At 64.8% G+C, this 21,743-nt stretch carries 19 protein-coding genes and 3 tRNA genes; 12 read left to right on the forward strand and 10 right to left on the reverse strand.

Annotation, left to right across the window (positions count from 1 at the left end; translation table 11 throughout):
* Window positions 1–162: 162 nt before the first annotated feature.
* Window positions 163–1,461 carry a serine hydroxymethyltransferase gene (gene glyA / locus HLH35_RS09000; protein WP_182978822.1) on the forward strand — a complete coding sequence of 433 codons (1,299 nt, stop codon included), beginning with the start codon at window positions 163–165 and terminating at the stop codon, window positions 1,459–1,461.
* Window positions 1,462–1,555: 94 nt separating this feature from the next.
* Here glyA and HLH35_RS09005 read toward each other — a convergent pair whose 3' ends face one another.
* From HLH35_RS09005 to HLH35_RS09025, 5 genes are all read right to left on the reverse strand, one after another.
* A complete protein-coding gene (locus tag HLH35_RS09005) occupies window positions 1,556–2,833 on the reverse strand; it encodes a c-type cytochrome (protein WP_182978895.1) in 1,278 nt (425 codons plus the stop codon).
* 50 nt (window positions 2,834–2,883) lie between these two features.
* Window positions 2,884–4,662 carry a GMC family oxidoreductase gene (locus tag HLH35_RS09010; protein WP_182978823.1) on the reverse strand — a complete coding sequence of 593 codons (1,779 nt, stop codon included), beginning with the start codon at window positions 4,660–4,662 and terminating at the stop codon, window positions 2,884–2,886.
* A gap of 12 nt (window positions 4,663–4,674) precedes the next feature.
* Entirely contained in the window at window positions 4,675–5,385 is a 711-nt protein-coding gene (locus tag HLH35_RS09015) for a gluconate 2-dehydrogenase subunit 3 family protein (RefSeq protein ID WP_182978824.1), read from the reverse strand.
* A 215-nt stretch (window positions 5,386–5,600) separates the two neighbouring features.
* Window positions 5,601–6,632 carry a M14 family metallopeptidase gene (locus tag HLH35_RS09020; protein ID WP_182978825.1) on the reverse strand — a complete coding sequence of 344 codons (1,032 nt, stop codon included), beginning with the start codon at window positions 6,630–6,632 and terminating at the stop codon, window positions 5,601–5,603.
* A gap of 148 nt (window positions 6,633–6,780) precedes the next feature.
* A complete protein-coding gene (locus tag HLH35_RS09025; RefSeq protein ID WP_182978826.1) occupies window positions 6,781–7,977 on the reverse strand; it encodes a DEAD/DEAH box helicase in 1,197 nt (398 codons plus the stop codon).
* Between the two features lie 104 nt (window positions 7,978–8,081).
* Here HLH35_RS09025 and HLH35_RS09030 point away from each other — a divergent pair, with 104 nt between their 5' ends.
* The 4 genes from HLH35_RS09030 (at window position 8,082) to HLH35_RS09045 (ending at window position 11,807) form a co-directional block, all read left to right on the forward strand.
* Window positions 8,082–9,056 (forward strand): mitochondrial fission ELM1 family protein, encoded by a 975-nt coding sequence (locus HLH35_RS09030; RefSeq protein WP_182978827.1) that lies wholly within the window; start codon window positions 8,082–8,084, stop codon window positions 9,054–9,056.
* A gap of 57 nt (window positions 9,057–9,113) precedes the next feature.
* Window positions 9,114–11,018, forward strand: a complete 1,905-nt coding sequence (locus HLH35_RS09035; RefSeq protein ID WP_182978828.1) for a hypothetical protein — start codon at window positions 9,114–9,116, stop codon at window positions 11,016–11,018.
* A gap of 68 nt (window positions 11,019–11,086) precedes the next feature.
* Window positions 11,087–11,161, forward strand: a tRNA-Val gene (locus tag HLH35_RS09040).
* A 289-nt stretch (window positions 11,162–11,450) separates the two neighbouring features.
* A complete protein-coding gene (locus HLH35_RS09045; RefSeq protein WP_182978829.1) occupies window positions 11,451–11,807 on the forward strand; it encodes a YidB family protein in 357 nt (118 codons plus the stop codon).
* A gap of 35 nt (window positions 11,808–11,842) precedes the next feature.
* Here the strand turns inward: HLH35_RS09045 and HLH35_RS09050 are convergent, their stop codons facing one another.
* Window positions 11,843–12,688, reverse strand: a complete 846-nt coding sequence (locus HLH35_RS09050; RefSeq protein ID WP_246384967.1) for an N-formylglutamate amidohydrolase — start codon at window positions 12,686–12,688, stop codon at window positions 11,843–11,845.
* Between the two features lie 222 nt (window positions 12,689–12,910).
* Between HLH35_RS09050 and HLH35_RS09055 the strand changes: the two genes are divergently transcribed.
* A tRNA-Val gene (locus HLH35_RS09055) sits at window positions 12,911–12,985 on the forward strand.
* 99 nt (window positions 12,986–13,084) lie between these two features.
* Here HLH35_RS09055 and ruvX read toward each other — a convergent pair.
* The gene (ruvX, locus tag HLH35_RS09060) at window positions 13,085–13,564 is read right to left on the reverse strand and encodes a Holliday junction resolvase RuvX (RefSeq protein WP_182978830.1); all 480 of its coding nucleotides are present in this window, start codon (window positions 13,562–13,564) and stop codon (window positions 13,085–13,087) included.
* Window positions 13,565–13,640: 76 nt separating this feature from the next.
* On the opposite strand from ruvX, the gene gatC reads away from it, so the two are divergent.
* The 4 genes from gatC (at window position 13,641) to HLH35_RS09080 (ending at window position 17,048) form a co-directional block, all read left to right on the forward strand.
* Complete coding sequence (gene gatC / locus HLH35_RS09065; RefSeq protein ID WP_182978831.1) at window positions 13,641–13,928, forward strand: Asp-tRNA(Asn)/Glu-tRNA(Gln) amidotransferase subunit GatC; 288 nt, start codon at window positions 13,641–13,643, stop codon at window positions 13,926–13,928.
* Window positions 13,925–15,412: an Asp-tRNA(Asn)/Glu-tRNA(Gln) amidotransferase subunit GatA gene (gene gatA / locus HLH35_RS09070; RefSeq protein WP_182978832.1), complete on the forward strand. Its 1,488-nt coding sequence runs from the start codon at window positions 13,925–13,927 to the stop codon at window positions 15,410–15,412. The genes gatC and gatA overlap by 4 nt, the downstream gene beginning before the upstream one ends.
* On the forward strand, window positions 15,412–16,860 hold the full coding sequence (gene gatB, locus HLH35_RS09075; protein WP_182978833.1) for an Asp-tRNA(Asn)/Glu-tRNA(Gln) amidotransferase subunit GatB: 1,449 nt from the start codon (window positions 15,412–15,414) through the stop codon (window positions 16,858–16,860). Before gatA ends, gatB begins: the two co-directional genes overlap by 1 nt.
* A 95-nt stretch (window positions 16,861–16,955) precedes the next feature.
* Window positions 16,956–17,048: transfer RNA gene (locus tag HLH35_RS09080), tRNA-Ser, on the forward strand.
* A 71-nt stretch (window positions 17,049–17,119) separates the two neighbouring features.
* On the opposite strand, the gene HLH35_RS09085 is transcribed toward HLH35_RS09080, so the two are convergent.
* Window positions 17,120–17,743: a hypothetical protein gene (locus tag HLH35_RS09085; RefSeq protein WP_182978834.1), complete on the reverse strand. Its 624-nt coding sequence runs from the start codon at window positions 17,741–17,743 to the stop codon at window positions 17,120–17,122.
* Window positions 17,712–18,218, reverse strand: a complete 507-nt coding sequence (locus HLH35_RS09090) for a hypothetical protein (protein ID WP_182978835.1) — start codon at window positions 18,216–18,218, stop codon at window positions 17,712–17,714. Before HLH35_RS09090 ends, HLH35_RS09085 begins: the two co-directional genes overlap by 32 nt.
* A 609-nt stretch (window positions 18,219–18,827) precedes the next feature.
* On the opposite strand from HLH35_RS09090, the gene HLH35_RS09095 reads away from it, so the two are divergent.
* Window positions 18,828–19,679 carry a hypothetical protein gene (locus HLH35_RS09095; RefSeq protein WP_246384968.1) on the forward strand — a complete coding sequence of 284 codons (852 nt, stop codon included), beginning with the start codon at window positions 18,828–18,830 and terminating at the stop codon, window positions 19,677–19,679.
* Between the two features lie 214 nt (window positions 19,680–19,893).
* Window positions 19,894–21,186 carry an O-antigen ligase family protein gene (locus HLH35_RS09100; protein ID WP_182978836.1) on the forward strand — a complete coding sequence of 431 codons (1,293 nt, stop codon included), beginning with the start codon at window positions 19,894–19,896 and terminating at the stop codon, window positions 21,184–21,186.
* 35 nt (window positions 21,187–21,221) lie between these two features.
* On the opposite strand, the gene HLH35_RS09105 is transcribed toward HLH35_RS09100, so the two are convergent.
* A complete protein-coding gene (locus HLH35_RS09105) occupies window positions 21,222–21,626 on the reverse strand; it encodes a cytidine deaminase (protein WP_220790605.1) in 405 nt (134 codons plus the stop codon).
* Window positions 21,627–21,743: the final 117 nt, after the last annotated feature.

Here is a 21,743-nt window from a genome sequence, read left to right on the forward strand (position 1 = left end):
CAGGCGGGTATCGGCTATTCGGCGTGTGGCCTCTCCGGCGTGGAGACGCTAGAATGCGCAAAATTGCAATGACGCGCGGATCAATGACGTGCGGACAGGGGCCACTGGAACTCTTCTGGGGGACGGGCTGAAGCGTTGCATGAAAGTTTGGAGATTATAACGATGCCGGACCAGTTGAGCCAGAGCGGGTTGCAGTCCTATTTCCGCGCTTCCCTTTCCGAACGCGATCCGGCGGTGGCCGGGATGATCACGGGCGAGCTGGAGCGGCAGCGTGACGGGATCGAGCTGATCGCCAGCGAGAACATGGTCTCGCAGGCCGTGCTGGACGCCCAGGGCAGCGTCCTGACCAACAAATATGCCGAGGGTTATCCGGGCCGCCGCTATTATGGCGGCTGCGTCGAGGTGGACAAGGTCGAGGCCCTGGCGATCGAGCGGGTGAAGACGCTGTTCGGGGCCGGGTTCGCCAATGTGCAGCCGCATTCCGGCGCCAATGCCAACCAGGCCGCCTTCATGGCGCTGGTCAGCCCCGGCGACACCATCCTGGGCATGAGCCTGGCGGCCGGTGGCCATCTGACGCATGGGGCGGCGCCGAATTATTCGGGCAAGTGGTTCAATGCCGTGCAGTATGGCGTCCGCCGCGAGGACGGCCTGCTGGATTATGAGGAGATGGAGCGCCTGGCCCGCGCCGAGCGGCCGAAGCTGATCGTGGCGGGGGGATCTGCCTATCCGCGCGTGATCGATTTCGCGCGCTTCCGCGCCATCGCGGATGAGGTCGGGGCCTTCCTGATGGTCGACATGGCCCATTTCGCGGGGCTGGTGGCCGCCGGCCTGTATCCCTCGCCGCTGCCGCACGCCCATGTCGTGACCAGCACCACGCACAAGACGCTGCGCGGTCCGCGCGGCGGGCTGATCCTGACCAACGATGCCGACCTGGCCAAGAAGATCAATTCGGCGGTGTTTCCTGGCCTGCAGGGTGGACCGCTGATGCATGTCATCGCGGCCAAGGCGGTGGCGTTCGGCGAGGCTCTGCAGCCTGAATTCCGCACCTATCAGGAAGCGGTGGCGGCGAATGCCAACGTGCTGGCCGAGACGCTGCTGGCGCGGGGCTTCGACATCGTGACCGGCGGCACCGACAGCCATCTGCTGCTGGTCGATCTGCGCCCCAAGAAGGTGACCGGCCGCGCCGCCGAGCGTGCCCTGGAGCGCGCCGGGATCACGGCGAACAAGAACGCGGTGCCGTTCGACCCGGAGAAGCCGGCGGTGACGTCGGGCATTCGTCTCGGCAGCCCGGCCGCCACCGCGCGCGGGTTCGGTGTCGAGGAATTCCGCGCGATCGGCGTGATGATCGACGAGGTTCTGACCGCCGTGGCCGAGAAGGGCGACGAGGGATGCCCCGCGACCGAGCAGGCGGTGCATGAGAAGGTGAAGGCGCTCTGCGCCCGCTTCCCGATCTATCGCTGATCTTCCATCCGTCCACGCGCGCTGGGTTGCGATTCGGTGCGCGTGGAGGCCCTGCTGGCCATAGATGCCGGGAACGACGGTGTTTGCCGGCGTTTCAGTTCAGGGGAGCGGGCTTGTCCTGAAGGACAGGGCGTGGCGCCGATTTCTCCAGGCCGGCGACGGTCGCCGCATCGACCGGTGAGGCATTGTTGCCCCAGGCCCCGCGAATGAACGTCACGACGTCGGCAATCTGCTGTGTGCTCAGCATCCGGCCATATGCCGGCATGACGAATGCCGAAGGTGCCTTGGCCATGCCGGGGAGTGCCGCGCCGCTTTGAACGACATGGACCAGGGAATCCGGCTTGTCGCTCATGACCACGGGGTTGCCCGCAAGCGGAGGAAAGGCCGGTGCGTAGCCGCGGCCGTCCGTGCGGTGACAGGCGGCACAATGATCGACATATAATTTGGCCCCCTGGGCCGTGGTGTCACCCCGCTGCAACGCCGCCGCGGCCGCCGGGTCGTAATGCCAGGCCGTTGCGGTGGGATGGCCGGGGTCGAGGGAGAGGAGGTATCGGGCCATGGCGTGCAGGTCCTCCTGGCTGAGATGCTGCGTGCCGTGGGAGATGGCGTCCGTCATGCCTCCGAACGCTTCACCCTTCCGGTTCCGTCCGGTGGACAGGAACGCCACGATGTCGTCTTCCGACCAGGACGCCAGGCCGGTTCGCTGATCCTGGCGGAGGCTTGTCGGAACGAAACCGTCGATCGGCGCACCGCCTGACAGGAAGAGGGGGCCCCCGCTGCCGGACAGGGCTTTCTCCTGCAGGGCGACTCCGCGCGGAGAATGGCAGGCGCCGCAATGGCCTGGCCCTTCCACCAGATAGGCGCCTCGGGCGATGGCGGGGTCCGGGAATGGGCGCGTGACGTCTTTCTGCGCGGACGGGACGGAGGGGGCGAATGCGGCCCTCCAGAGTGACATCGGCCAGCGCATCGACAGGGGCCATGGAATGTCGCTGGCAGGAGGCGCCTCGGCGACGGGCTGCACGCCTTTCATGAAATAGGCGTAGAGCGCGTGAATATCGCTGTCGCTCATGCGGGCGTAGGAGGGGAAGGGCATTGCCGGGTAAAGACTTGCCCCATTTTGACGGGTCCCTTCACGCACGGCGCGGGAAAACTCCGCCTCGGACCAGCCGCCGATGCCGTGGGCCGGGTCCGGTGTGATATTGGACGAATAGATCGACCCCGTCGGCAGTTTGAATGCCATTCCGCCCGCGAACGGGCGGCCGCCTTTGACGGTGTGGCATGCGCTACAGTCGGAAGCGTCGGCGATGTAGCGTCCCCTGGTGATCAGGTCTTCCGCATTGTCCGCGTGTGCCTGCGGCAGGTGACCAAGCATGAGAAGGGCGGCGGTGCCGAGAACCGTCGCGCGCGAGAACACGCGGTATGTCATGCCCGCACCATGGGGCCGGGGTTTTTCAGATAGGTCGTACGGATGTGATGGGCCGACCAATAGGCCAGTGCCGCGACCATGCCGGTGGGGTTGTACCCCATGCCCTGGGGGAACGCGCTGGCGCCGATGACGAAGACGTTCGGGACATCCCAGCTCTGGAGATAGCGGTTGACGGCACTCGTCTGTGGATCGGCGCCCATGACGGCGCCGCCACCCAGATGGGTCGTCTGATAGCGGCGCGTATCGAAGAGCTGGTCCGTCGCCAGTTTCTCGAGGGAATAGCGCGTTGCCCCCATTGCCTTCATGATGGGCTCGATCTTGCTGACGACATATTGGTTCATGCGGATATCGTTGTCTTTCCACGTGAACGTCATCCTGAGCAGAGGCTGCCCGTAGGCGTCCGTATAGGTCGGATCGAGGTCCAGATAGACGTCGCGGTACGCCATGTTGCTGCCGTGCGCGTCGATTGTGAGCGAATGGCGGTATGTCTCCACCATCGCGTCCTTGTAGCCTTCGCCCCAGGCCGGCGCCTTGCCGCCTGGGCCGCCGATGGCGGCGGCAATCGGCTTCGCACCAGCCTGATTGACCCAGACGGGTGAGCCGCCCACGAAACCGAGCGGGCCGTGATCGAAATTCATGCTGTTGAAATCGTCGATGGCGACGCCGGCGCCGCCGGCGCCGATGAACTGATTGGTATAGTGCGTGGAGGGGAGCCAGGCGCGGGATGTCGTGATCGTCTGGTAGACGAAATTCCGTCCCACGGTTCCGGTATTGGCGACCGGGTCGTAAGGCTGGCCGATCCCGGACAGCAGCATGAGATGAACATTATGGAACTGGAAGGCGCTGACGATGACGAGATCGGCCTCCAGTTCGACCTGCTGTCTGGTTTGCAGGTCCAGATAGGTGACGCCCGTCGCCTTTTTCTTCTCGCTGTCGAGGTTGACCTTGAGGACATGGGCTTTGGTGATCAGCGTGAATTTCGGGTCCTGGCGCAGTGAGGGCAGGATATTCACGTTGGGGGATGCCTTGGAATACATGTAGCAATCATACCCGCTGCAATATCCGCAGAAATTGCAGGGCCCCATCTGCACGCCATAGGGGTTCGTGTACGGGGCCGAGGCATTGGCCGCAGGCAGGGAATAAGGGTGATAGCCGACATTGGCCGCGGCGGTCTTGAAAAGGCTTGCGGAATAGACGTCTTTCATCGCGGGTAGGGGAAAGGCGTCTGACCGGTCGGGTGCGAAGGGATTGCCCTTGCCCGCGATCTTTCCCTGGATGGTGTAGGGCTCGCCCGACGTGCCGAAGACCTTCTCCGCCTTGTCGAAGAAGGGTTCCAGTTCTTCATATGTCACGTCGTAATCCTGAAGGTTCATGCCTTCGGGAATGAAGCTCTTGCCATATCGGGCGATGACGTTGGTCCGCAGGGCGAGATCGTCCGGTGCGACGCGAAAATGGACCCCGGACCAGTGAAGTCCGGCCCCGCCGACGCCTTCGCCGGGCAGGAAGGCGGCGAGGCGACGATAGGGCACCGCCACCTGTCCGACTGTATTGCGAATGGTGACGGTTGTCTGTGACAGGTTCTGAAACAGGCGATGGCGGATAGCGCCCCTGAGTTCGTCGATGGAACTGGGATAATCGCCCTCCACCGCCGTTGCGCGATCATCCCCACGTTCCAGGACGGTGACCGAGAGGCCCGCTTCGGTCAGTTCCTTGGCGAGAATCGAGCCGGCCCAACCTGCGCCGATAACGATCGCGTCGGTCTTCCTTGCGTTCATAATGAAAAATCCTTAGGCCGTTTCGCCGGAGATCGAGACGGGGCCAAACGGGTAGGGAGCACCTTGCTGGTTGACCCAATCCATGAAATCCGCACGGGCGCCGGGGAAGCCGAGCAGCGTCCAGCCTGCAAGACCCTTGTTGCCGCCATGGAGCGGATCGGAAAAAACGCCTTCGAGCGTGTTCTGGCGCAACTGTTCGAAGAAAAAGTGCGCCGGAACGGAGCCGAGCGGCATTTCGCTATGTTCCAGATCTTTCAGCACAGCAGTCTGGGCGGATGCGTCAAGGTCGGCAAAGCTGCGGCCGTCATGGTGCTGACGGGCATAGGCGTCGGCGGCCGCGATGCCCTGCCGATAGATGTCGCGTGGGGGGAGGGAAAGCTGATAGCCGAGATTTTCCGGCGCATTCAGGAAAGGTCCTGACATGTACCACAGTTTTCCGTGTCCGTAGGGCGTGTCCATCTGACGGTCGATGAATTCGGGCGCGCCGAGGCTGCGCGCGCCGGGACCGTGTGCGTCCGTCGGAAAGATCCGCTCGCAGGCCGCATTCAGAAAGCGCCATTCCTCCTGGTTGAAATAGCGGGGTGTGTAGGGACCGGCGTCGACGGCGGTCAGAGCATCGGCCCAGACCTCATGATCGCTGTAAAGCCAGAAGGATGCGGACCCCAGGAGGCCCCCCATGAAGCGGCGTCGGGTCGACGAGGGTCGTTTCACGGCAAACTCCATAACACTAAAAAATTATATACGATGTCTTGTGAATAAAATTTTCACTCTTGATTTTGCATATCGGCTCGACGTTGGGAAAGCTGAATATTTAAAACTAAAATTCATTTATTTTGTGGTCTGTCTCGTTGTGTTCTTTTTGGTTTGCGCTTTTATCCCGCCGGTCGATAGCCCAACCTTTAGGAATTCCTGCCGAACGGCGGTTGTCGGGAGGCGGCTTATGGCCGGATGGGAACTGTCTGGGCCAGGCGGACGGCGGTTTGTCCGCGGCTGGGGCGCAGATTGGGCATCACCAGCATGCAGTCCGGGTAGGGGGTGCGGATCTCGTCCGGGCCGTCCTGGGCCAGCAGGGTGCCCCGGCGGCGGATCACTTCTCCCCCCTCGAAAGGCCTGACGAAGCGGAAGCAAGGTGTCTGTGCCGTCACGATATCGGTGACCACCAGGTGCCGGCATATGGCGGCCGGCGGCGCCGTGTCGGCGGGCAGCAATCCGCAATGCCGCAGCAGCGCGCGCACCGCGCTGTCCGTCGTCTCGACCGTGTGGGCCGCCCAGTGGGCGCCGGCTTCCAGCAGGCAGGCGGCGTACGGGCTGGCGGGGTCGGAAAAACGTTCATAGTCGATCAGGCGCGGGCCGGCCTGGTGGCCGTGGTCCGAGACCACCAGGGGCGGGTCGCCGATCATCGTCGACAGGCGGCGGCCGCTCTCGGTTGCACCGGCCAGGATCAGCGGGGCGCCGGGCCAGAGCATCGAATGCAGGTCCATCAGGATATCGGCGGTTTCGATCACCGGCAGGATCGCGCGTGCCCGGTCCAGCTCCACCGAATGGCGCGGGCTGGAGAGGATCTGCCGGTTCCAGACCCGGTTCATGTCTTCCTCGATGAAGCGCGAGGCGACCGGGTTGTCGGGCGTGAAGCGGGCGAAGGCTTCCAGGTTCGCGAAGATCAGGGACAGGCGGCCGCATGCCGGCCGGACCTGCTCGCGCAGCAGCCGGTCCAGCACGATGGCGCCGGCGAACTCGTTGCCGTGGACCAGCGCCGTCAGCACGACGTGGGGGCCGGGGCGGGTGGCCTCGTGATGCACCACGCCGGGAATGCCGCAATGATCGGTCAGCCACGGCGACAGGTCGGGCGGGGCGATTTCCTGCGCGAAAGTGGGCAGGGCCTGGGGCGGGGGTGGCAGGGTCTCGAGAAATTTCGGGCGCGCACGCACGCGTGGCGAAGAGCCCGGGCGGGAGCCTGTGCCGCAGCTCATCCCGTCAGCCTCCGCGCGGCGGCGACCCGCGTCGCGCGTCCGGCGTAAGAGTGCCGGACAGGCCATCGTCATGCACCATGGGAGCGGTCGGACAGGTCATGGAGACGATTTTATAGCGTCGCGCCGGACCTGCAATGCCGTGGGGCGCTCAGGATGGATCGATAGCCGTGATCCTGGCGCTGGTCTGCCGTTCGATTTCGCGCAGCAACTGCCGTTCCTCCGGCGCGCACAGCGACAGGGCGGTGCCGCGCCGCCCGGCGCGGGCCGTGCGGCCGATCCGGTGGATATAGGTCTCGGGCTGCTCGGGAATGTCGAAATTCACCACCAGCGTCACATCTTCGATATCGATGCCGCGTGCCATCACGTCGGTCGCGACCAGCACCCGCAGCGTGCCGCGCCGGAAGGTGGCGAGCGTGCGGTCGCGCCGGGCCTGGCTATGGTCGCCATGCAGGGCCGCCGCCGACAGGCCGGCGGATTCCAGCGCGCGGGCCACGCTGTCGCTGGCCTGTTTGGTGCGGGTGAACACCATGACCCTGTCCGGCGTGTCGCGCTTCAGCAGCGCGATCAGGGTGGCGTTCTTGCGTGCGGCCGCGACGAAGGCGACCTGCTGGCGGATGCGGGGCGGCGGGGATGTGGCCTCCGGCGGGGCGACGTGCAGCGGCCTGTGCAGCAGCCGGCGGGCCAGGGTGGCGACGGCGGGCGGCATGGTGGCGGAAAACAGCAGGGTCTGGTGCCGGGTCGGCAGGCGCTCGGCGATGGTCTGGATATCTTCGACGAAGCCCAGTTCCAGCATTCTGTCTGCCTCATCCAGGACCAGGCAGGTGGTCTCGTCCAGGGCGATCGTGCCGTCGGTCAGGTGATCCAGCAGGCGGCCGGGGGTGGCGACCAGGATGTCGGCGCCTCCACGCAGGGTACGGGTCTGGCGGTCCTTGGGCACGCCGCCGATCGCCAGCCCGATCATCAACTGGCAGCCATGGGCGCAGGTGCGGATGGCATTCGCGGTCTGGCTGGCCAGTTCGCGGGTGGGCGAGAGGATCAGCGTTCGCACCACGCCCGGCACCCCTTCCTGCGGTGCCTTTTGGTCGTCCGTCGCGGGGCGGGGGGCGGCGAGCAGCCTCTGGACCAGCGGCAGGGCAAAGGCGGCGGTCTTGCCGCTGCCGGTGCGCGACAGGGCCTCGATGTCCTTTCCGGCCAGGATCGGCGGGATCGCCAGGGCCTGGATCGGCGAGGGGGTGGCGTAGCCGGCGCGGGCGACATTGGCCAGGATACGCGGTTGCAGGCCCAGCTGTGCGAAAGAGGGGGCGTCAGGGCTGGGCGTGTCGGCAGGGGGTGGAACGTTGGTCATCGTATGAGGGGATACCGTGTGTGGCGGCCGGGGGGAAGAAAGCGAATGTTCGGCAGCCGGGCGGTGGCATTGACGGTCGGCGGGGATGGACGGCAGATGGCGCGATGAGCATGCGCGATACCCCATCTGTTCTGCCTCATGGAGATCGCGCGGTGGCGGTCGTGGCGGAAGATCTGGCCGGGATGCGGTCGCAGGCTTTCGGGCTGGCGGCACGTGCGGGGCTGGACCCGTTTTTCTGCCCGGTGCGGGCGCGGGGGCTGTGGGGCCGGATGCCCGCCGCGTGGTGGCCGGCGCCGTTGCGTGCCATCGATCCGCTTCCGCTGGATGCCGGGGCGGCGGGGCTGGTCTTCAGCGTCGGCGGAACCGGAGGGGCGGTGGGGGCCGCGTTGCGGGACCGTGCGCGGCGGGTGGTGCAGATCCAGAATCCGCGCATGCGGCTGGATCGGTTCGATCTGGTGGTCGCCAATCGGCATGATGAAATCAGCGGCCCCAATGTGTTGCTGTCACGTACCGCGCTGCATGGCGTCTCGTCCGAGCGGCTGGCGGCGGCGCGGGCGGAATGGCAGCCGCGTCTGGCGCATCTGCCGCGCCCGCTGGTGGCCGTGCTGCTGGGGGGATCGAACGGGCGGTTCCGGCTGGACGAGGTGGTGGCGGCGCGTCTGGCCGGGCAACTGGCGGAAATGATGCGCGCGGATGGGGTCGGGGTGGCGGTGACGCCGTCTCGGCGAACCGGCGAGGGCGTGTGCCGGATCGTCCGTGAGGCGCTGTCGCCTCTGGGCGGGTGGGTGTGGGACATGCAGGGTGACAATCCCTATCTGGGATTGCTGGCCTGTGCCGATGCCGTGGTGGTGACGCAGGACAGTGTCTCGATGGTGTCCGAGGCCGTGGCGGGCACGGCGCCGGTGATGGTTGTGGATTTGCCGGGACGTTCCCGGCGGATCGGGCTGTTCCTGCGCGAACTGGCTGCTGCCGGGCGCATTCGCCGCTTCGCGGGGCGGATGGAAGACTGGCCGGTGACGCCGCTGGACGACACGATCGAGGTGGCGGAGAGCATGTGCCGCCGGTTGGGGCTGCGCTGACACTTTCTGCCAAACGGCATGATTTCTGGGCGCGGGATTATGCGGTATGGATTCCCTATGCTGGACATCCATACCTATGACGCCCAGGCGGGCGGCAATGTTCTCTACAAGGCGCTGGCCCATCCGCTGGCGGCCGAGGCGCTGGCGGGGCTGGCGGCTTCGGTCCGCGCGGCCGGGCCGGTGGCGGTGTACGATCCCGAGGGCATGTTCGCCATGGTGCTGGCGCTGTGCCCCGGCGGCGCGGGCGGCGTGTCCGGACTGGGCGCGATCGAGGGTGTGTATGTCCATGATACGCAGCGCGTCGGCCAGCCCACGGCGGCCGGTCCGGCGCGGGCGCTGGTGGATCTGCCGCGTGCATCGGTGGGGGCGGTGCTGGCCGTGAGTTTCGACGGCGCGCGCGTGCGCGACCGGATCGCGCATCTGCTGCCCGACGGCGCGCGGGTCTTCGTGCTGGATGGTGTGCGGTTGCCCGATACGCTGCTGACCGTGCCTGGGCGCTATCTCGACCGGCTGAATTTCGCGACCAACCATGCCTTCTTCCGCGACGCGGATGGATTGTCGACCCGTCTGGTCACGGCGAATTACTGGGCGCGCTATGGCGCGTCGGAGGTGAGGTTGTGGCTGCGGCTGTTCGGCGCCGGGGGCGAGGTGCTGGCCAGTTGGGAAGAGCGTGTGCCCGACGGCGAGAGTGCCATCGTGATCGACAGCCGCGAGGTGCGCGAGCGTTTTGGCCTGCCGCCCTTTGTCGGGCAGTTGTTTGTGCATGCGATCGGCGTGGCCGGGCATGATGTGGTGAAATATGCGCTGGATACCTACGGCACCGGCGATAATCGGAGCCTGTCGGTCACGCATGATGCCAATGCCTGGCCGTCGGACCGGTATGCCAACCTGCCGGCGCCGGATGAGGGCGATGAGGTCGTGCTGTGGGTGCAGAACAGCCACGCGGTGCCGATCCCGCCTGGTGCGATGTCGCTCAATCGCATGGGGGATGAGCGGCGGGTGCCGATTCTGCGTGGGATTGGTCCCTATGAGACCGTGGCGATCCCTGTTGCCGACTGCCTGCCGGAGCTGCGCTGGCCGGCGCAGATCGAGTTGCGGTCGGGGCGGTATCTGGTGCGCCCGCGCTATGAGGTGACGCATGCCGCGCGGACGCGCATTGCCCACCTGAACGTGGAGCGTGCGGATCTGCGCCCCGATCCGGGAATCGCCGACCTGCCGGCCAGCCTGGGGCGAGGCTATCTGTTGCCGTTCCCGATTCTGGACCCCGAGCGCTTCCGCACCGTCATCCAGCCGTCGCCGATGGCCGAATCGCAGGTGACATTGCCGCTGCGTCTGGATTGTTTCGACGCCCAAGGGCGGCTGACCGGCCGGAAATTCCTGGGCTGCCTGCCGCGCGACCATGATCTGGCGCAGGATGTGGCGGAATTGGGTGTGCCGGAGGGGCATGGGGAACTGGTCTATGATTTCCGCGATGGGGGTGAGGCCGATGGCTGGCTGCATGCGCTGATCCGTTTTACGGCGCGGCAGGGCGGGAATGCGGCCGAGACCAGTTTCGGGGCCCATATCTTCAATACCGTGATGACCTATCGGGGCGAGCCGCAATCCTATTCCGGGCCGCCGCCGGGGCTGACCACGCGCCTGTTCCTGAAGGGCGGGAACGGGTTGGGCGAGGCGTTCTGCTGCCTGATCTATCCGGCGTCGGCCGCCTGGCGCCCGTGGTCGCAGACCATGCTCAGCCTGCATGACGGGCGGGGGCGGATGGTCGCGAAGGTGGATCTGGAAATCGCCTGTTCGGGATCGACGATGGTCTGGCCGCATCGGCTGTTCGGCGCGGCGGCCATCGAGCGTGCCGGCATGGGCGGATATGTCATGATCCGCGACGTCACGTGCCGGCTGTTCGGCTATCACGGTGTCATGCGGGCCGATGGCGCCTTCTCGCTGGACCATATGTTCGGCTTTTGAAGAATGTGTGACGGGGTATCTTGCAGCCCGGAGGGAGATCGATTAAGAGGTCCCCACCGGGCACGGATGGGTGCGTAGCTCAGCGGTAGAGCATCGCCTTCACACGGCGGGGGTCACAGGTTCAATCCCTGTCGCACCCACCATCCGACCGGGAAAATCCCATTTAAATCCTGTCTTTATCTATCGAATATCGTTGCTGCGTCGCGGCGCAGCCGGCCCTGGCCGCGCGTGTGCTGTCGCGATTTCTCTTGACACTTAAAAGTGATTTGAGTCATCAAAATCACGTTGCAGCGTTTCGTTTGAACAGCTGCTTCTTGGACGTTTCCTCCCTAAACTTGGCGGTGCTTCGGCACCGTCTTTTTTTTGTCCGGGCACCTTGGTCGATCCCTTATGATCGGCGCTTACTGAAGCAATCAGCATTGAAGGTGGATCATGGCGGGATTCTTTGACGGACTGGTGAACAAGCTGACGGAACTGGCGGACAGCACGGGCCTGACCGACACGGTGCATCAGCATCTGGCCGACCTGACCTCGCCCAGCGGCATTTCGACCTTGCTTGCCCAGGCCGAACAGGCAGGGCTGGGGGACAAGGTCCGGTCGTGGATCGGCAATGGCCAGAACCTGCCGGTCTCTCCGGATGAGCTGCGTTCGATTCTCTCGAACCAGCAGGTGCAGGCCCTGGTCGACAAGACGGGCCTGCCGGCGGCGACGATCCTGCCGGCACTGGCGCAGTTTCTGCCGGCGGCGGTGGATCATCAGACGCCGGGCGGCGCGCCTCCGGCAGCCTGAAAAATCGTTCTGCGGGCAGGCGCGCCCTTGTCGCGTCAGGTGGCCCGGACTGCGGACGTGCGAGCCAGGTTGGTGGCAATGTCGGCCAGCGCGCGCAGCAGGGCGGTCATGACGGTGCGGATATCGCTGAATCCGGCGTTCGGCGTCAGCTTGTTCTCATCCATATAGAGTGCGCGGCTGATTTCGATCTGCAAGGCGTGTCGTCCCGTGGCCGGCCTGCCATAATGCCGGGTGACATATCCCCCGGCATAGGGGGCGTTGCGGTTGGTCCTGAACCCATAGGATCGCAGACAGGCCTCGGTCGCCTCGGTGATGCCAGGCGCGCAGGACGATCCCCACGCATCTCCCAGCACGAAATCGGGCATGTCGTAGGCCCGCAATCCGGCGCCGGGCATTGAATGGCAATCGACCAGCACGCAGACCCCGTGTGCTGCGATCTGGGCTTCGATCAGTGCCGACAGAGCGTTGTGATAGGGGCGCCAGAAGCGGGCGATTCGGTCCGTGGCCTCGCGGAGCGGCAGGCGGGTGCGATAGATCGGGGTGCCTGATGCCGAAATGCGGGGAATGACGCCCAGGCCGGCACGCACTCTTGGGGTGATGCTCGTATGGTTGGGGGGCAGGGACTCGGTGAACATCGTGGGGTCGAGTTCGTCCGAATCGCGATTCACGTCGCAATAGATGCGCGGAAAGGTGGCGTGGAGCATATGCGCGCCCACGCCGGGTGCGCCGGTCAGCAGGGCATCGACACAAAAATCCTCGCTGCGGCGCAGGGCCGGGCGGTCCAGCCGCGACAGCGCGAGGAATTCCTGCGGGTATTCATGTCCCGAATGGGGCGAGGCGACGACCAGCGGCACGTCGGCAACCGTGGGCGGTACCACCATGAAAGGGAGAGGCGTGGCCGGGGGTGGGTCTGATCCAGGATTTGACCCGGGGGCCACCCGCGATTCCATTTGCATCACGTAGGGTTATCCGGCGCGAAGGGAAGGATATTATCCTTGTTTTTTAATGTGTTGCTGGAAACGGTCACCGGCTCGTCATTTTTTCCGTACGGATGGGTTGCGCAACGCCGGTTGCCCGGCTAGAAGCCTGTTCACCGAACGGATGGGCGCATAGCTCAGCGGTAGAGCACTACCTTGACATGGTAGGGGTCACAGGTTCAATCCCTGTTGCGCCCACCATCCTTCGGGCTCCCTTTCTTGAAATTGCTGAAGACCATTTGAACAGATGGTCCGCCGGGTGAGCGTGCCGCGTAGCGGCCCGCCCGGCAGGCCGATTGTTCAGACGGTTTCCGGCCGTGTGGCCGAGGCGTCCAGCGCTGCCTGGAGCATGTAGGCGGCGGCCAGCTTGTCCACCAGTTCGGCACGACGCTGGCGGGTGAGGTCGGCGTCCTGGATCAGCATGCGGTTGACGGCGCTGGAGGACAGGCGCTCGTCCCACATCGCGGCGGGCAGGCCGACCAGGTCTGACAGGTTCAGCATCCAGTCATGGGCCGCCTGTGCGGCCGGGCCGAAGCTGCCATCCATCGACAGCGGCAGGCCGCAGACCAGGCCCCCGACCTCTTCGCGCGCTGCGATCCGGCCGATTTCGGCGGCGATGACGGACAGTTTGCCGCGTTTCAGCGTGCCGTAGGACGAGGCCAGCATCAGCAGCGGGTCCGACAGGGCCAGGCCGATCGTCTTCTGGCCGGGATCGATGCCCAGCAGGCGTTGGCCGCGACCCAGATGGGTGCGGATCTGGTGCATGTTGAACAGGGGCATGGTCTGGGTCTATGGTCCGCGCGGTGTCCTGACCGGCAGGATATTCCCCCCAGATGATAATGGAAAGTTGTGCTTCATGTCGCTTGACCCCGCGACGGTCCGACGTATCGCCAGATTGGCACGGATCGGTATCGATGAGTCCGACCTGCCCGCCCTTCAGCGGGAACTGAACGGCATTCTCGGCTGGATCGAGCAATTGAACGAAGTCGATATCGACAATGTCGAACCGATGGTCGGCACCGGGCATGCCGCCCTGCGCATGCGCGAGGATGTGGTGACCGATGGCGACGCGCGCGAGGCCGTGCTGTCGAATGCCCCCGATGCGGCGGGGCCGTACTATACCGTGCCGAAGGTGGTGGAATGATGCTGACCGAACTCACGATCGCCGCGGCCCAGGGGGGGCTGCGTCGCCGCGAATTCTCCGCCGAGGAACTGGTGGGTGCCCATGTCGCCGCCATCGACCGGCTGAATGGCCGGCTGAATGCCTTTATCACCGTGACGTCGGAGCAGGCGCTGGACGCCGCACGGCGCGCCGATGCGATTCTGGCCGGCGGCGGGGATGCGCCGGCGCTGACCGGGATTCCGCTGGGGATCAAGGATCTGTTCTGCACCGACGGCGTGCGGACCACGGCGGCCAGCCGGATGCTGGAAGAATTCGTCCCGCCCTATGAAAGCACGGTGACGGCGAACCTGCTGGCCGATGGCGCGGTTTTTGTCGGCAAGACCAACCTGGACGAGTTCGCCATGGGCTCGGCCAACATCACCTCGGCCTTCGGTTCCGTGGAAAATCCGTGGAAGCGGGCTGGGGATGCGGAGACCGTGCTGGTTCCCGGCGGGTCGTCCGGCGGATCGGCGGCGGCGGTGGCCGCGCGGCTGGCCATGGGCGCGACCGGTACCGACACGGGCGGGTCGATCCGCCAGCCTGCGTCCTATTGCGGTATCGCGGGGATCAAGCCGACCTATGGGCGGTGCAGTCGCTGGGGGACGATTGCCTTCGCCAGTTCGCTGGATCAGGCCGGGCCGATGGCGCGCACGGTCGAGGATTGTGCCATCCTGCTGCAATCGATGGCGGGCTTCGACACGCGCGACAGCACCAGCGTGGATATCGCGGTGCCGGATTATCGCGCCGCCTGCGGCCGGTCGCTGAAGGGTATGAAGGTGGGTATTCCCGCCGAATACCGAGTGGCCGGCATGCCCGCCGAAATCGAGGTGGCGTGGGAGCAGGGTATTGCCTGGCTGCGCGACGCGGGATGCGAGATTGTCGAGGTCTCGCTGCCCTACACGAAATATGGTCTGGCAACCTATTATATCGTCGCGCCGGCGGAATGTTCGTCGAACCTCGCGCGCTATGACGGTGTGCGCTTCGGCCGCCGCGTTCCCGGTGCGTCGCTGGACGAGCTGTATGAAGCGACCCGGCGGGAAGGGTTCGGGGCCGAGGTCCGGCGCCGTATCCTGATGGGGACCTATGTGCTGTCGGCCGGCTATTACGACGCTTATTATCTGCGGGCGCAGAAGGTGCGGAACCTGATCCGCAAGGATTTCGAGAACGCGTTCCAGACGGTAGACGTGCTGCTGACGCCGACCGCGCCGTCGCCCGCCTTCGCGCAGGGCGAGAAGATGGATGATCCGGTGCAGATGTATCTGAACGACGTGTTTACCGTGCCGGCCAGCATGGCCGGTGTGCCGGCGATGTCGGTGCCCGCCGGGTTGAGCGCGTCCGGCCTGCCGTTGGGCCTGCAGGTGATCGGCCGTTCGTTCGACGAGGAATCGGTTTTCGCGGCGGCCAGCGCCCTGGAGCGGGCGGCGGGCTTCACGCATCGTCCGGCCGTGCGCGCGGAGGTGGTGTGATGACCTATCTGATCGAAGGGCGCGACGGCCCGTGGGAACTGGTGGTGGGGCTGGAAGTCCATGCCCAGGTCATCAGCCAGTCCAAGCTGTTCTCCGGCGCCTCGGCTTCCTATGGTGGTGAGCCGAACACGCATGTCAGCCTGGTCGATGCCGGGTTTCCGGGCATGCTGCCGGTCATCAACCGTGAATGCGTGGCGCAGGCCGTGCGTACCGGTCTGGGGCTGAAGGCGCGGGTGAATCTGGAAAGCCGGTTCGACCGCAAGAATTATTTCTACGCGGACCTGCCGACGGGCTACCAGATCAGCCAGTTCACGCATCCGATCATCGGCGAGGGCGCGATTGAGATCGAACTGGCCGATGGTTCGACCCGCATGATCGGCATCACCCGCCTGCATCTGGAACAGGATGCCGGCAAGTCGATGCATGATCAGGACCCGGCGCGCTCGTTCATCGACCTGAACCGGGCGGGTGTGGCGCTGATGGAAATCGTCAGTGAGCCGGATATCCGCTCGCCGGAGGAAGCCGGGGCCTATCTGCGCAAGCTGCGCATGATCCTGCGCTATCTGGGCACCTGCGACGGCAACATGGAAGAAGGCTCGATGCGTGCCGACGTGAACGTGTCGGTCCGCAAGGCCGGCGAGCCGTTCCGCACGCGTTGCGAGATCAAGAACGTCAACTCGATCCGCTATGTCATGCAGGCGATCGAGGTCGAGGCCGTGCGGCAGGTGGAGATCTGGGAAAGCGGTGGCTCGGTCGATCAGGAGACGCGCCTGTTCGACCCGGCGCGTTCCGAGACCCGGTCGCTGCGCAGCAAGGAAGATGCGCACGATTACCGCTATTTCCCCGATCCGGACCTGCTGCCGTTGGTGATCGAGGAGGCGTGGGTGCAGGATCTGGCCGCGCATCTGCCGGAACTGCCGGATGCGAAGCGCCAGCGTTTCCAGGACGAGTATGGTATCCCGCGCTATGATGCCGGGGTGCTGGTGGCCGAACAGGCGACCGCCGATTTCTATGAGACGGTGGCGCGCGGCCGCGATCCGCGCCTGGCGGCGAACTGGGTGATCGGCGATTTCTTCGCGGCGCTCAACCGTACCGGCCGCACGATCCAGGACAGCCCGATCAGCGCCGACGCGTTGGGCGGCATGCTGGACCTGATCACCGACGGCACGATCAACGGCAAGATCGCCAAGGACGTGTTCGAGGAAATGCTGGAGAGCGGCGAATCGGCGGCGGAGATCGTCGAGCGCAAGGGGCTGCGGCAGGTCACCGATACCGGCGCGATCGACGCCGCCGTGCAGGCGGTGCTGGACAAGAACCCTGACAAGCTTGCGGAATATCGCAGCGGCAAGGACAAGCTGTTCGGCTTCTTCGTCGGTCAGGTCATGAAGGCGATGGCTGGCAAGGGCAATCCGGCGCTGGTGAACGAAGCCCTGAAGAAAGTGCTGTAATCGCTGGAGAGGTAGCAGTTTGGGGTTTGACGGCGCTGCGGTGACGGTCTACAAGCAGCGCTGCAAACGCCGTGTTAACAAACACGCTCCTCGGCGGAGGGGTGGCCGAGTGGCTGAAGGCGGCGGTTTGCTAAACCGTTGTACGGTGTCAAGCCGTACCGTGGGTTCGAATCCCATCCCCTCCGCCAACACTTCCAAAAACATATGATTTATCAGGCTCGTGGGCGAGAGACGCCGTGCGCCTCTGCGTCGAGACGCGTTACGGGATTTCCTGCCCGGCGACGATGTCATACAGGGCCTGTTCCATCGTGATCATTGTGCGGATTTGAGGCAGCGACGCCTCGAATTCTTCGATATCGCGGGCCTGGGCCGTGATGTCGCAGGCGTTGCGGGACCCGGGGGCGGCGCCGAGAGGCGGCAGTCGCAGCCGTGCCCACATCGTGTCGATGAAATGGGGCAGCCGGCGTGTTGTCCCGAAGACATTCCCCTCCTGTTCGAGAGCGAGTCGGGCGCGATCGAAGATATCCTGCTCCACTTCTGGGCCGTAGATCCTGTCGAACGCGAAACCCAGCACGATTGTCTGCTGGCAGATTTCCATCGGCGCACCGGGGTCCGAGAGGAATTCCGCCAGAGGCCGCTCCCGCATCAGGCGCATCGCGCTGGTGAACGTCTCCGGGTCCTCGTCTGAACGCCTGCAATGCAGGAATGCCGAGCGGAAGCGGGTAATGGGATCGCGGAGCAGGGCGGCGAAACGATCTTCAGGCGCCGCCGCGCGTGCGAGGATCGGCAGGGAGATGTGGCCGCCGATCAGGTCGAAATTGCGTGCCTGTGGTGGATGGCGGTTAAACGCCTCATAATTTTCGCAATAGAGCTTGGCAGGCACCTGGTTGCCGATTGCCCTCCCAGATGGTCGTGCCTGCCGTTTTGGGAATATGCACGAAGAAAGTGGTGTTCCGGCATCGCTTGAGTTTTCGCGCATTCAGGAACTCGCTGACGGGCCGATAATGCGCCGCACGTCGGCGTTCCCGATCCTGCCGGCGTTCCCGACTCAGGAAATGGGGCAGCAGGGCCGGTGATCTGCGTCGCTTGAAGCAGGTAAAAACATCATTGGCGTAAATCGGTGGCCACGTATTGTAGATTTTCTTCAGAACAGTGGGAGAAATGCCCGACATCCGCCCTTTGTAAAGAAAGAGGACCGTGGCATCGCCGATGTCTATGACATACCGATAGGTTCGCATGTCGGCGACTTCGGTTGAGGGCCAATGGCCGTCGGGTACCAGAACGCGATCGTCTTTCGACAGATGCGGCAAGACTGCCTGCCATGCGTTCTGCCACGCCGGATCGTTCCATTGCGGCATTACTGTCAGGAGCGACAGGAAAGAGAAAAGAGCATGAAAATGTCTCCATATGTCGGAACATGGTCGGGAAGCTGGACAGGGAGCATGCGCCGGAAGCAGTAAAAGAGGGCTTTGCTCGGGCGGCTACATGAACAAGGTCCCAACCTGTTCGTGCTGTGAGGCGACGCCTCCATCAAATATTTGTAGTGATTCAATAAGGGAGAGTTGTGTCTGTTCAAGTAACGACTTGATACAGTGTTACAATACTTAACATTCCGGTTCGGCCACTCTTGCCTCCCGGGCACTAACGTTTCGACGGGTTCATCGTCTCAAGCGGGAGAAGCATTGCCTTTCTGCTTGCTGCGACTGGCCAGGTGTCCGGTAGGCTCGGTCGTTGGTGATCACAATCTTGTGAGATTTGCGGCGGAATGTGAACGCGCGGCCTGGGCTGCGGGACAGGTTGCGAGAGGCTGTATTCTTTATCTGGAATGGTCTGGACGATTTTCCTGCGATGGTGGTCCGTCGTGTCCGCCCTCCGAATCCGGCTGGCGTCGTGCGGATGCGGATCGTTTCCCTGAAACCGGGATTATTTCATATCGTTCATCATCTCCGCGTTCCGGAGAAGAAACAATGAACAGCGATGAGGCAGCGGCTATCAGCCGGGATGAGACTGCGACTGTTGCTTTCGAAATGGAGGATATCGGACTAACGCTTCCCGAAACGGCACCAGCCGGGGTCGGGGAGACGCTGGCCGAGCCGGTCTTTCCCTATTTGCCGGACAGTGTGCTGGCACGCATTGTCGAGGACATGCACCGGAACGGCTTTGGTGTGGCTTACGATTGCATCGACCCTGCGCGTCTGGCGGCCCTGCAGGATTTTGTTGCCGGGAAGATTGCCGGTGTGGGCGGCGAATATGTGGCGCTCACGGGCCGGGGAGCCGTCAGCGGCACCATGCTGGAGGCGTTGTCCCTGTCGCCGGAATTCAACCGTGCCTGCCGGACGATCTACCGGATGGGAACGGGCCGAGTGGGTCCGGATGTGCCGTTCTACCAGGTTCTGCGCGGTCTCTCGGGCAAAACCGGTGAGAAGCATGCCTATTTCTTCCATTACGATTCGTACGTCATTACCGCATTGGTGCCGATCCTGATGCCGTCGGTGGGCAAGGCGGGCGACCTGATCATGTTTCCCAACCTGCGCGGCATCAGAAAGACCTATCTGGCCAATCTGCTCGACAAGGTCCTGCTGGATAACCGCCTGACGCAGATCGTCCTGAGATGGGGTGCCACATCCGGCCGTCTGCGGTTCACTCGGCTTCGCATGAAGCCGGGGAATGTCTATTTCTTCTGGGGATACCGGTCGGTGCATGCGAACGAACCCTGCGATCGCGACCAGATCCGGGCCACCGCCTTGTTCCATTATGGCAATCCCCATGCCGATAGTTGGGTACGCCGCCTGACCAGCCGCGAGGCGCCGGTCGATTGAGAACGGCCGGCAGGGCCGCGCCCGGCGTGTGTTTTTGAGCATCGGAGCGGCCCTGCCGGCCATGAGCCCCGAAGCGCAGGAACGCACGTCGGATCGCCGCCAGGGTGCATTTTCGGTCAGGCTCTGAAACAATTCGTGCCGGAGAGTCTGATCGCCAGGAATGCGCCCGCGCCTGTATGGGGAAGCCTGGACTGGCAAGCGGCGTTATGTGTGGATGATGGTTGAAAAGGTAAGCGGGCGCTGGGGCGTGCCCGATGGTGTGATGCGGGGGATCGCTCTGGCGATGACCCTGACGCTGCCGTTCTTTCAGTTGCGGGGACGGGCGATCAGCGACGGATTCATGTCCTGTATCGCGGTGTTGTTTCTTCTGCACTGCCTGCGCGCCCGGGATCGTGGCTGGTGGCGTGGATGGCCGGTGTTTGCCCTGGCATTCTGGGCGCTGGCCATCCTGTCGTCGGTGATGCATGGCACCGGCCATGCGGTTGCCGAGGCCGTCGTGCTGGGGCGGTTCTTCCTGTTCTGCGTGGCGCTGGAACGCTGGGTGCTGCGCGATGGTGACGCGCGACGCTGGCTGGGCGTGTCGGTGACGCTGGCGGCCCTGTGGCTGGTCGTGGAATGCTGGCAGCAATATCTGCTGGGGACCAATCTGTGGGGCTATCCGCGCTGGGTGGATGGCGCGCTGACCGGGCCGTTCTACAAGCCCCGCGCGGGGGCGGCCCTGCTGATGGTCGTCTTTCCGGGGCTGATGGTGTTCGCCACGCGCTGGCTGGAAGCGTCATCGTGGCGCGCGCGGCTGGCGGGGATCGGCCTGATCATGTTCCTGACGCTGACGATGATCCTGATCGGCCAGCGCATGCCCGCGCTGCTATTCGGCCTGGGGCTGGCCGTCATGGCCGTGCTGATCCGTCGGCTGCGCTGGCCGGTCCTGGCTGCCGGGCTGGTCGGGGCCGTGGGGCTGGCATTGCTGCCTGTGCTGTCGCCGCCTGCCTATGCCAAGCTCGTGGTGCATTTCATGGACCAGATGCGGCATTTTTCCGACAGCCCGTATGGGCAGATCTATATCCGCGCCGGGGTCATGCTGGACCGGCATCCCTGGCTGGGCGTGGGGGTGGATGGGTTCAGGGGGGCATGTGCCGACCCGGCCTATGTCCGTGACCTTGTGCTGTTCGGCCATACGTTCCCGACCCGCGATGTTGCGCTGGGGTGCAACATCCATCCGCACAATATCTATCTGGAGGTTGCCACTACGGCGGGGTTGGCCGGGCTGGCCTGTTTCCTGGCGATGGTGGCATGCTGGCTGTGGCGGATGATCCGTGCCCTGTCGCCGGCACAGGCGCCGCAGCAGGCGATGCTGTGCGTGGCATGCTGCGTGATGCTGTGGCCGCTGGCCTCGAGCAGCGCGCTGTTCACCGTACGGACGGCGGGCTGGATCTTCCTGATGGTCGGCTGGGGGCTGGCGGCCTCGGCCGATATCGCGGGGGAGAGAAGGGCCGAGCGTCGGCTCTGATCGGGCTGGTGCCGATCTGGCAGGCTTTGGCCGGTTCAGGCCGCGTCGAGATCCTCGGGGCCGAAGGCGTCGGGGAGCAGGTCGGCCAGCGTGCGGACCAGCAGGACATCGCCTTCCGGCCCGACCATGCGGATTCTCAGGTCCGGGGTGCCGAATTCGCGGATTTTCTGGCGGCAGCCGCCGCAGGGCGCGCAGGCGCGGTCGCCCCCGCCGCAGATGACGAGGTCGGCGATGCGCCGGCCGCCGGCCGCCACCATGGCCGAGATGGCTCCGCCTTCGGCGCAGATGCCTTGGGGGTAGGCGGCGTTCTCGGTATTGCAGCCGACGAAGAGGCGCCCGTCGGCGTCGTGCAGCGCGGCGCCGACCAGAAAGCGCGAATAGGGGGCGTAGGCGTTGTTGCGAACGGCGATCGCGGCGTCGATCAGCTTGTCGTCGGACATGGCGGCCTCCCTGGGTTTGTCCAGCCTGATGAATGCTCTATCGGATCGTATGGCGAAAGAACAGCATCGGGGGCCTGTGGCGCTTGGAACCGGGGCGCCGTCCCGGTATTCTCGGTG

Source organism: Gluconacetobacter asukensis, from assembly GCF_014174375.1.
Classification (GTDB): Bacteria; Pseudomonadota; Alphaproteobacteria; order Acetobacterales; family Acetobacteraceae; genus Gluconacetobacter; species Gluconacetobacter asukensis.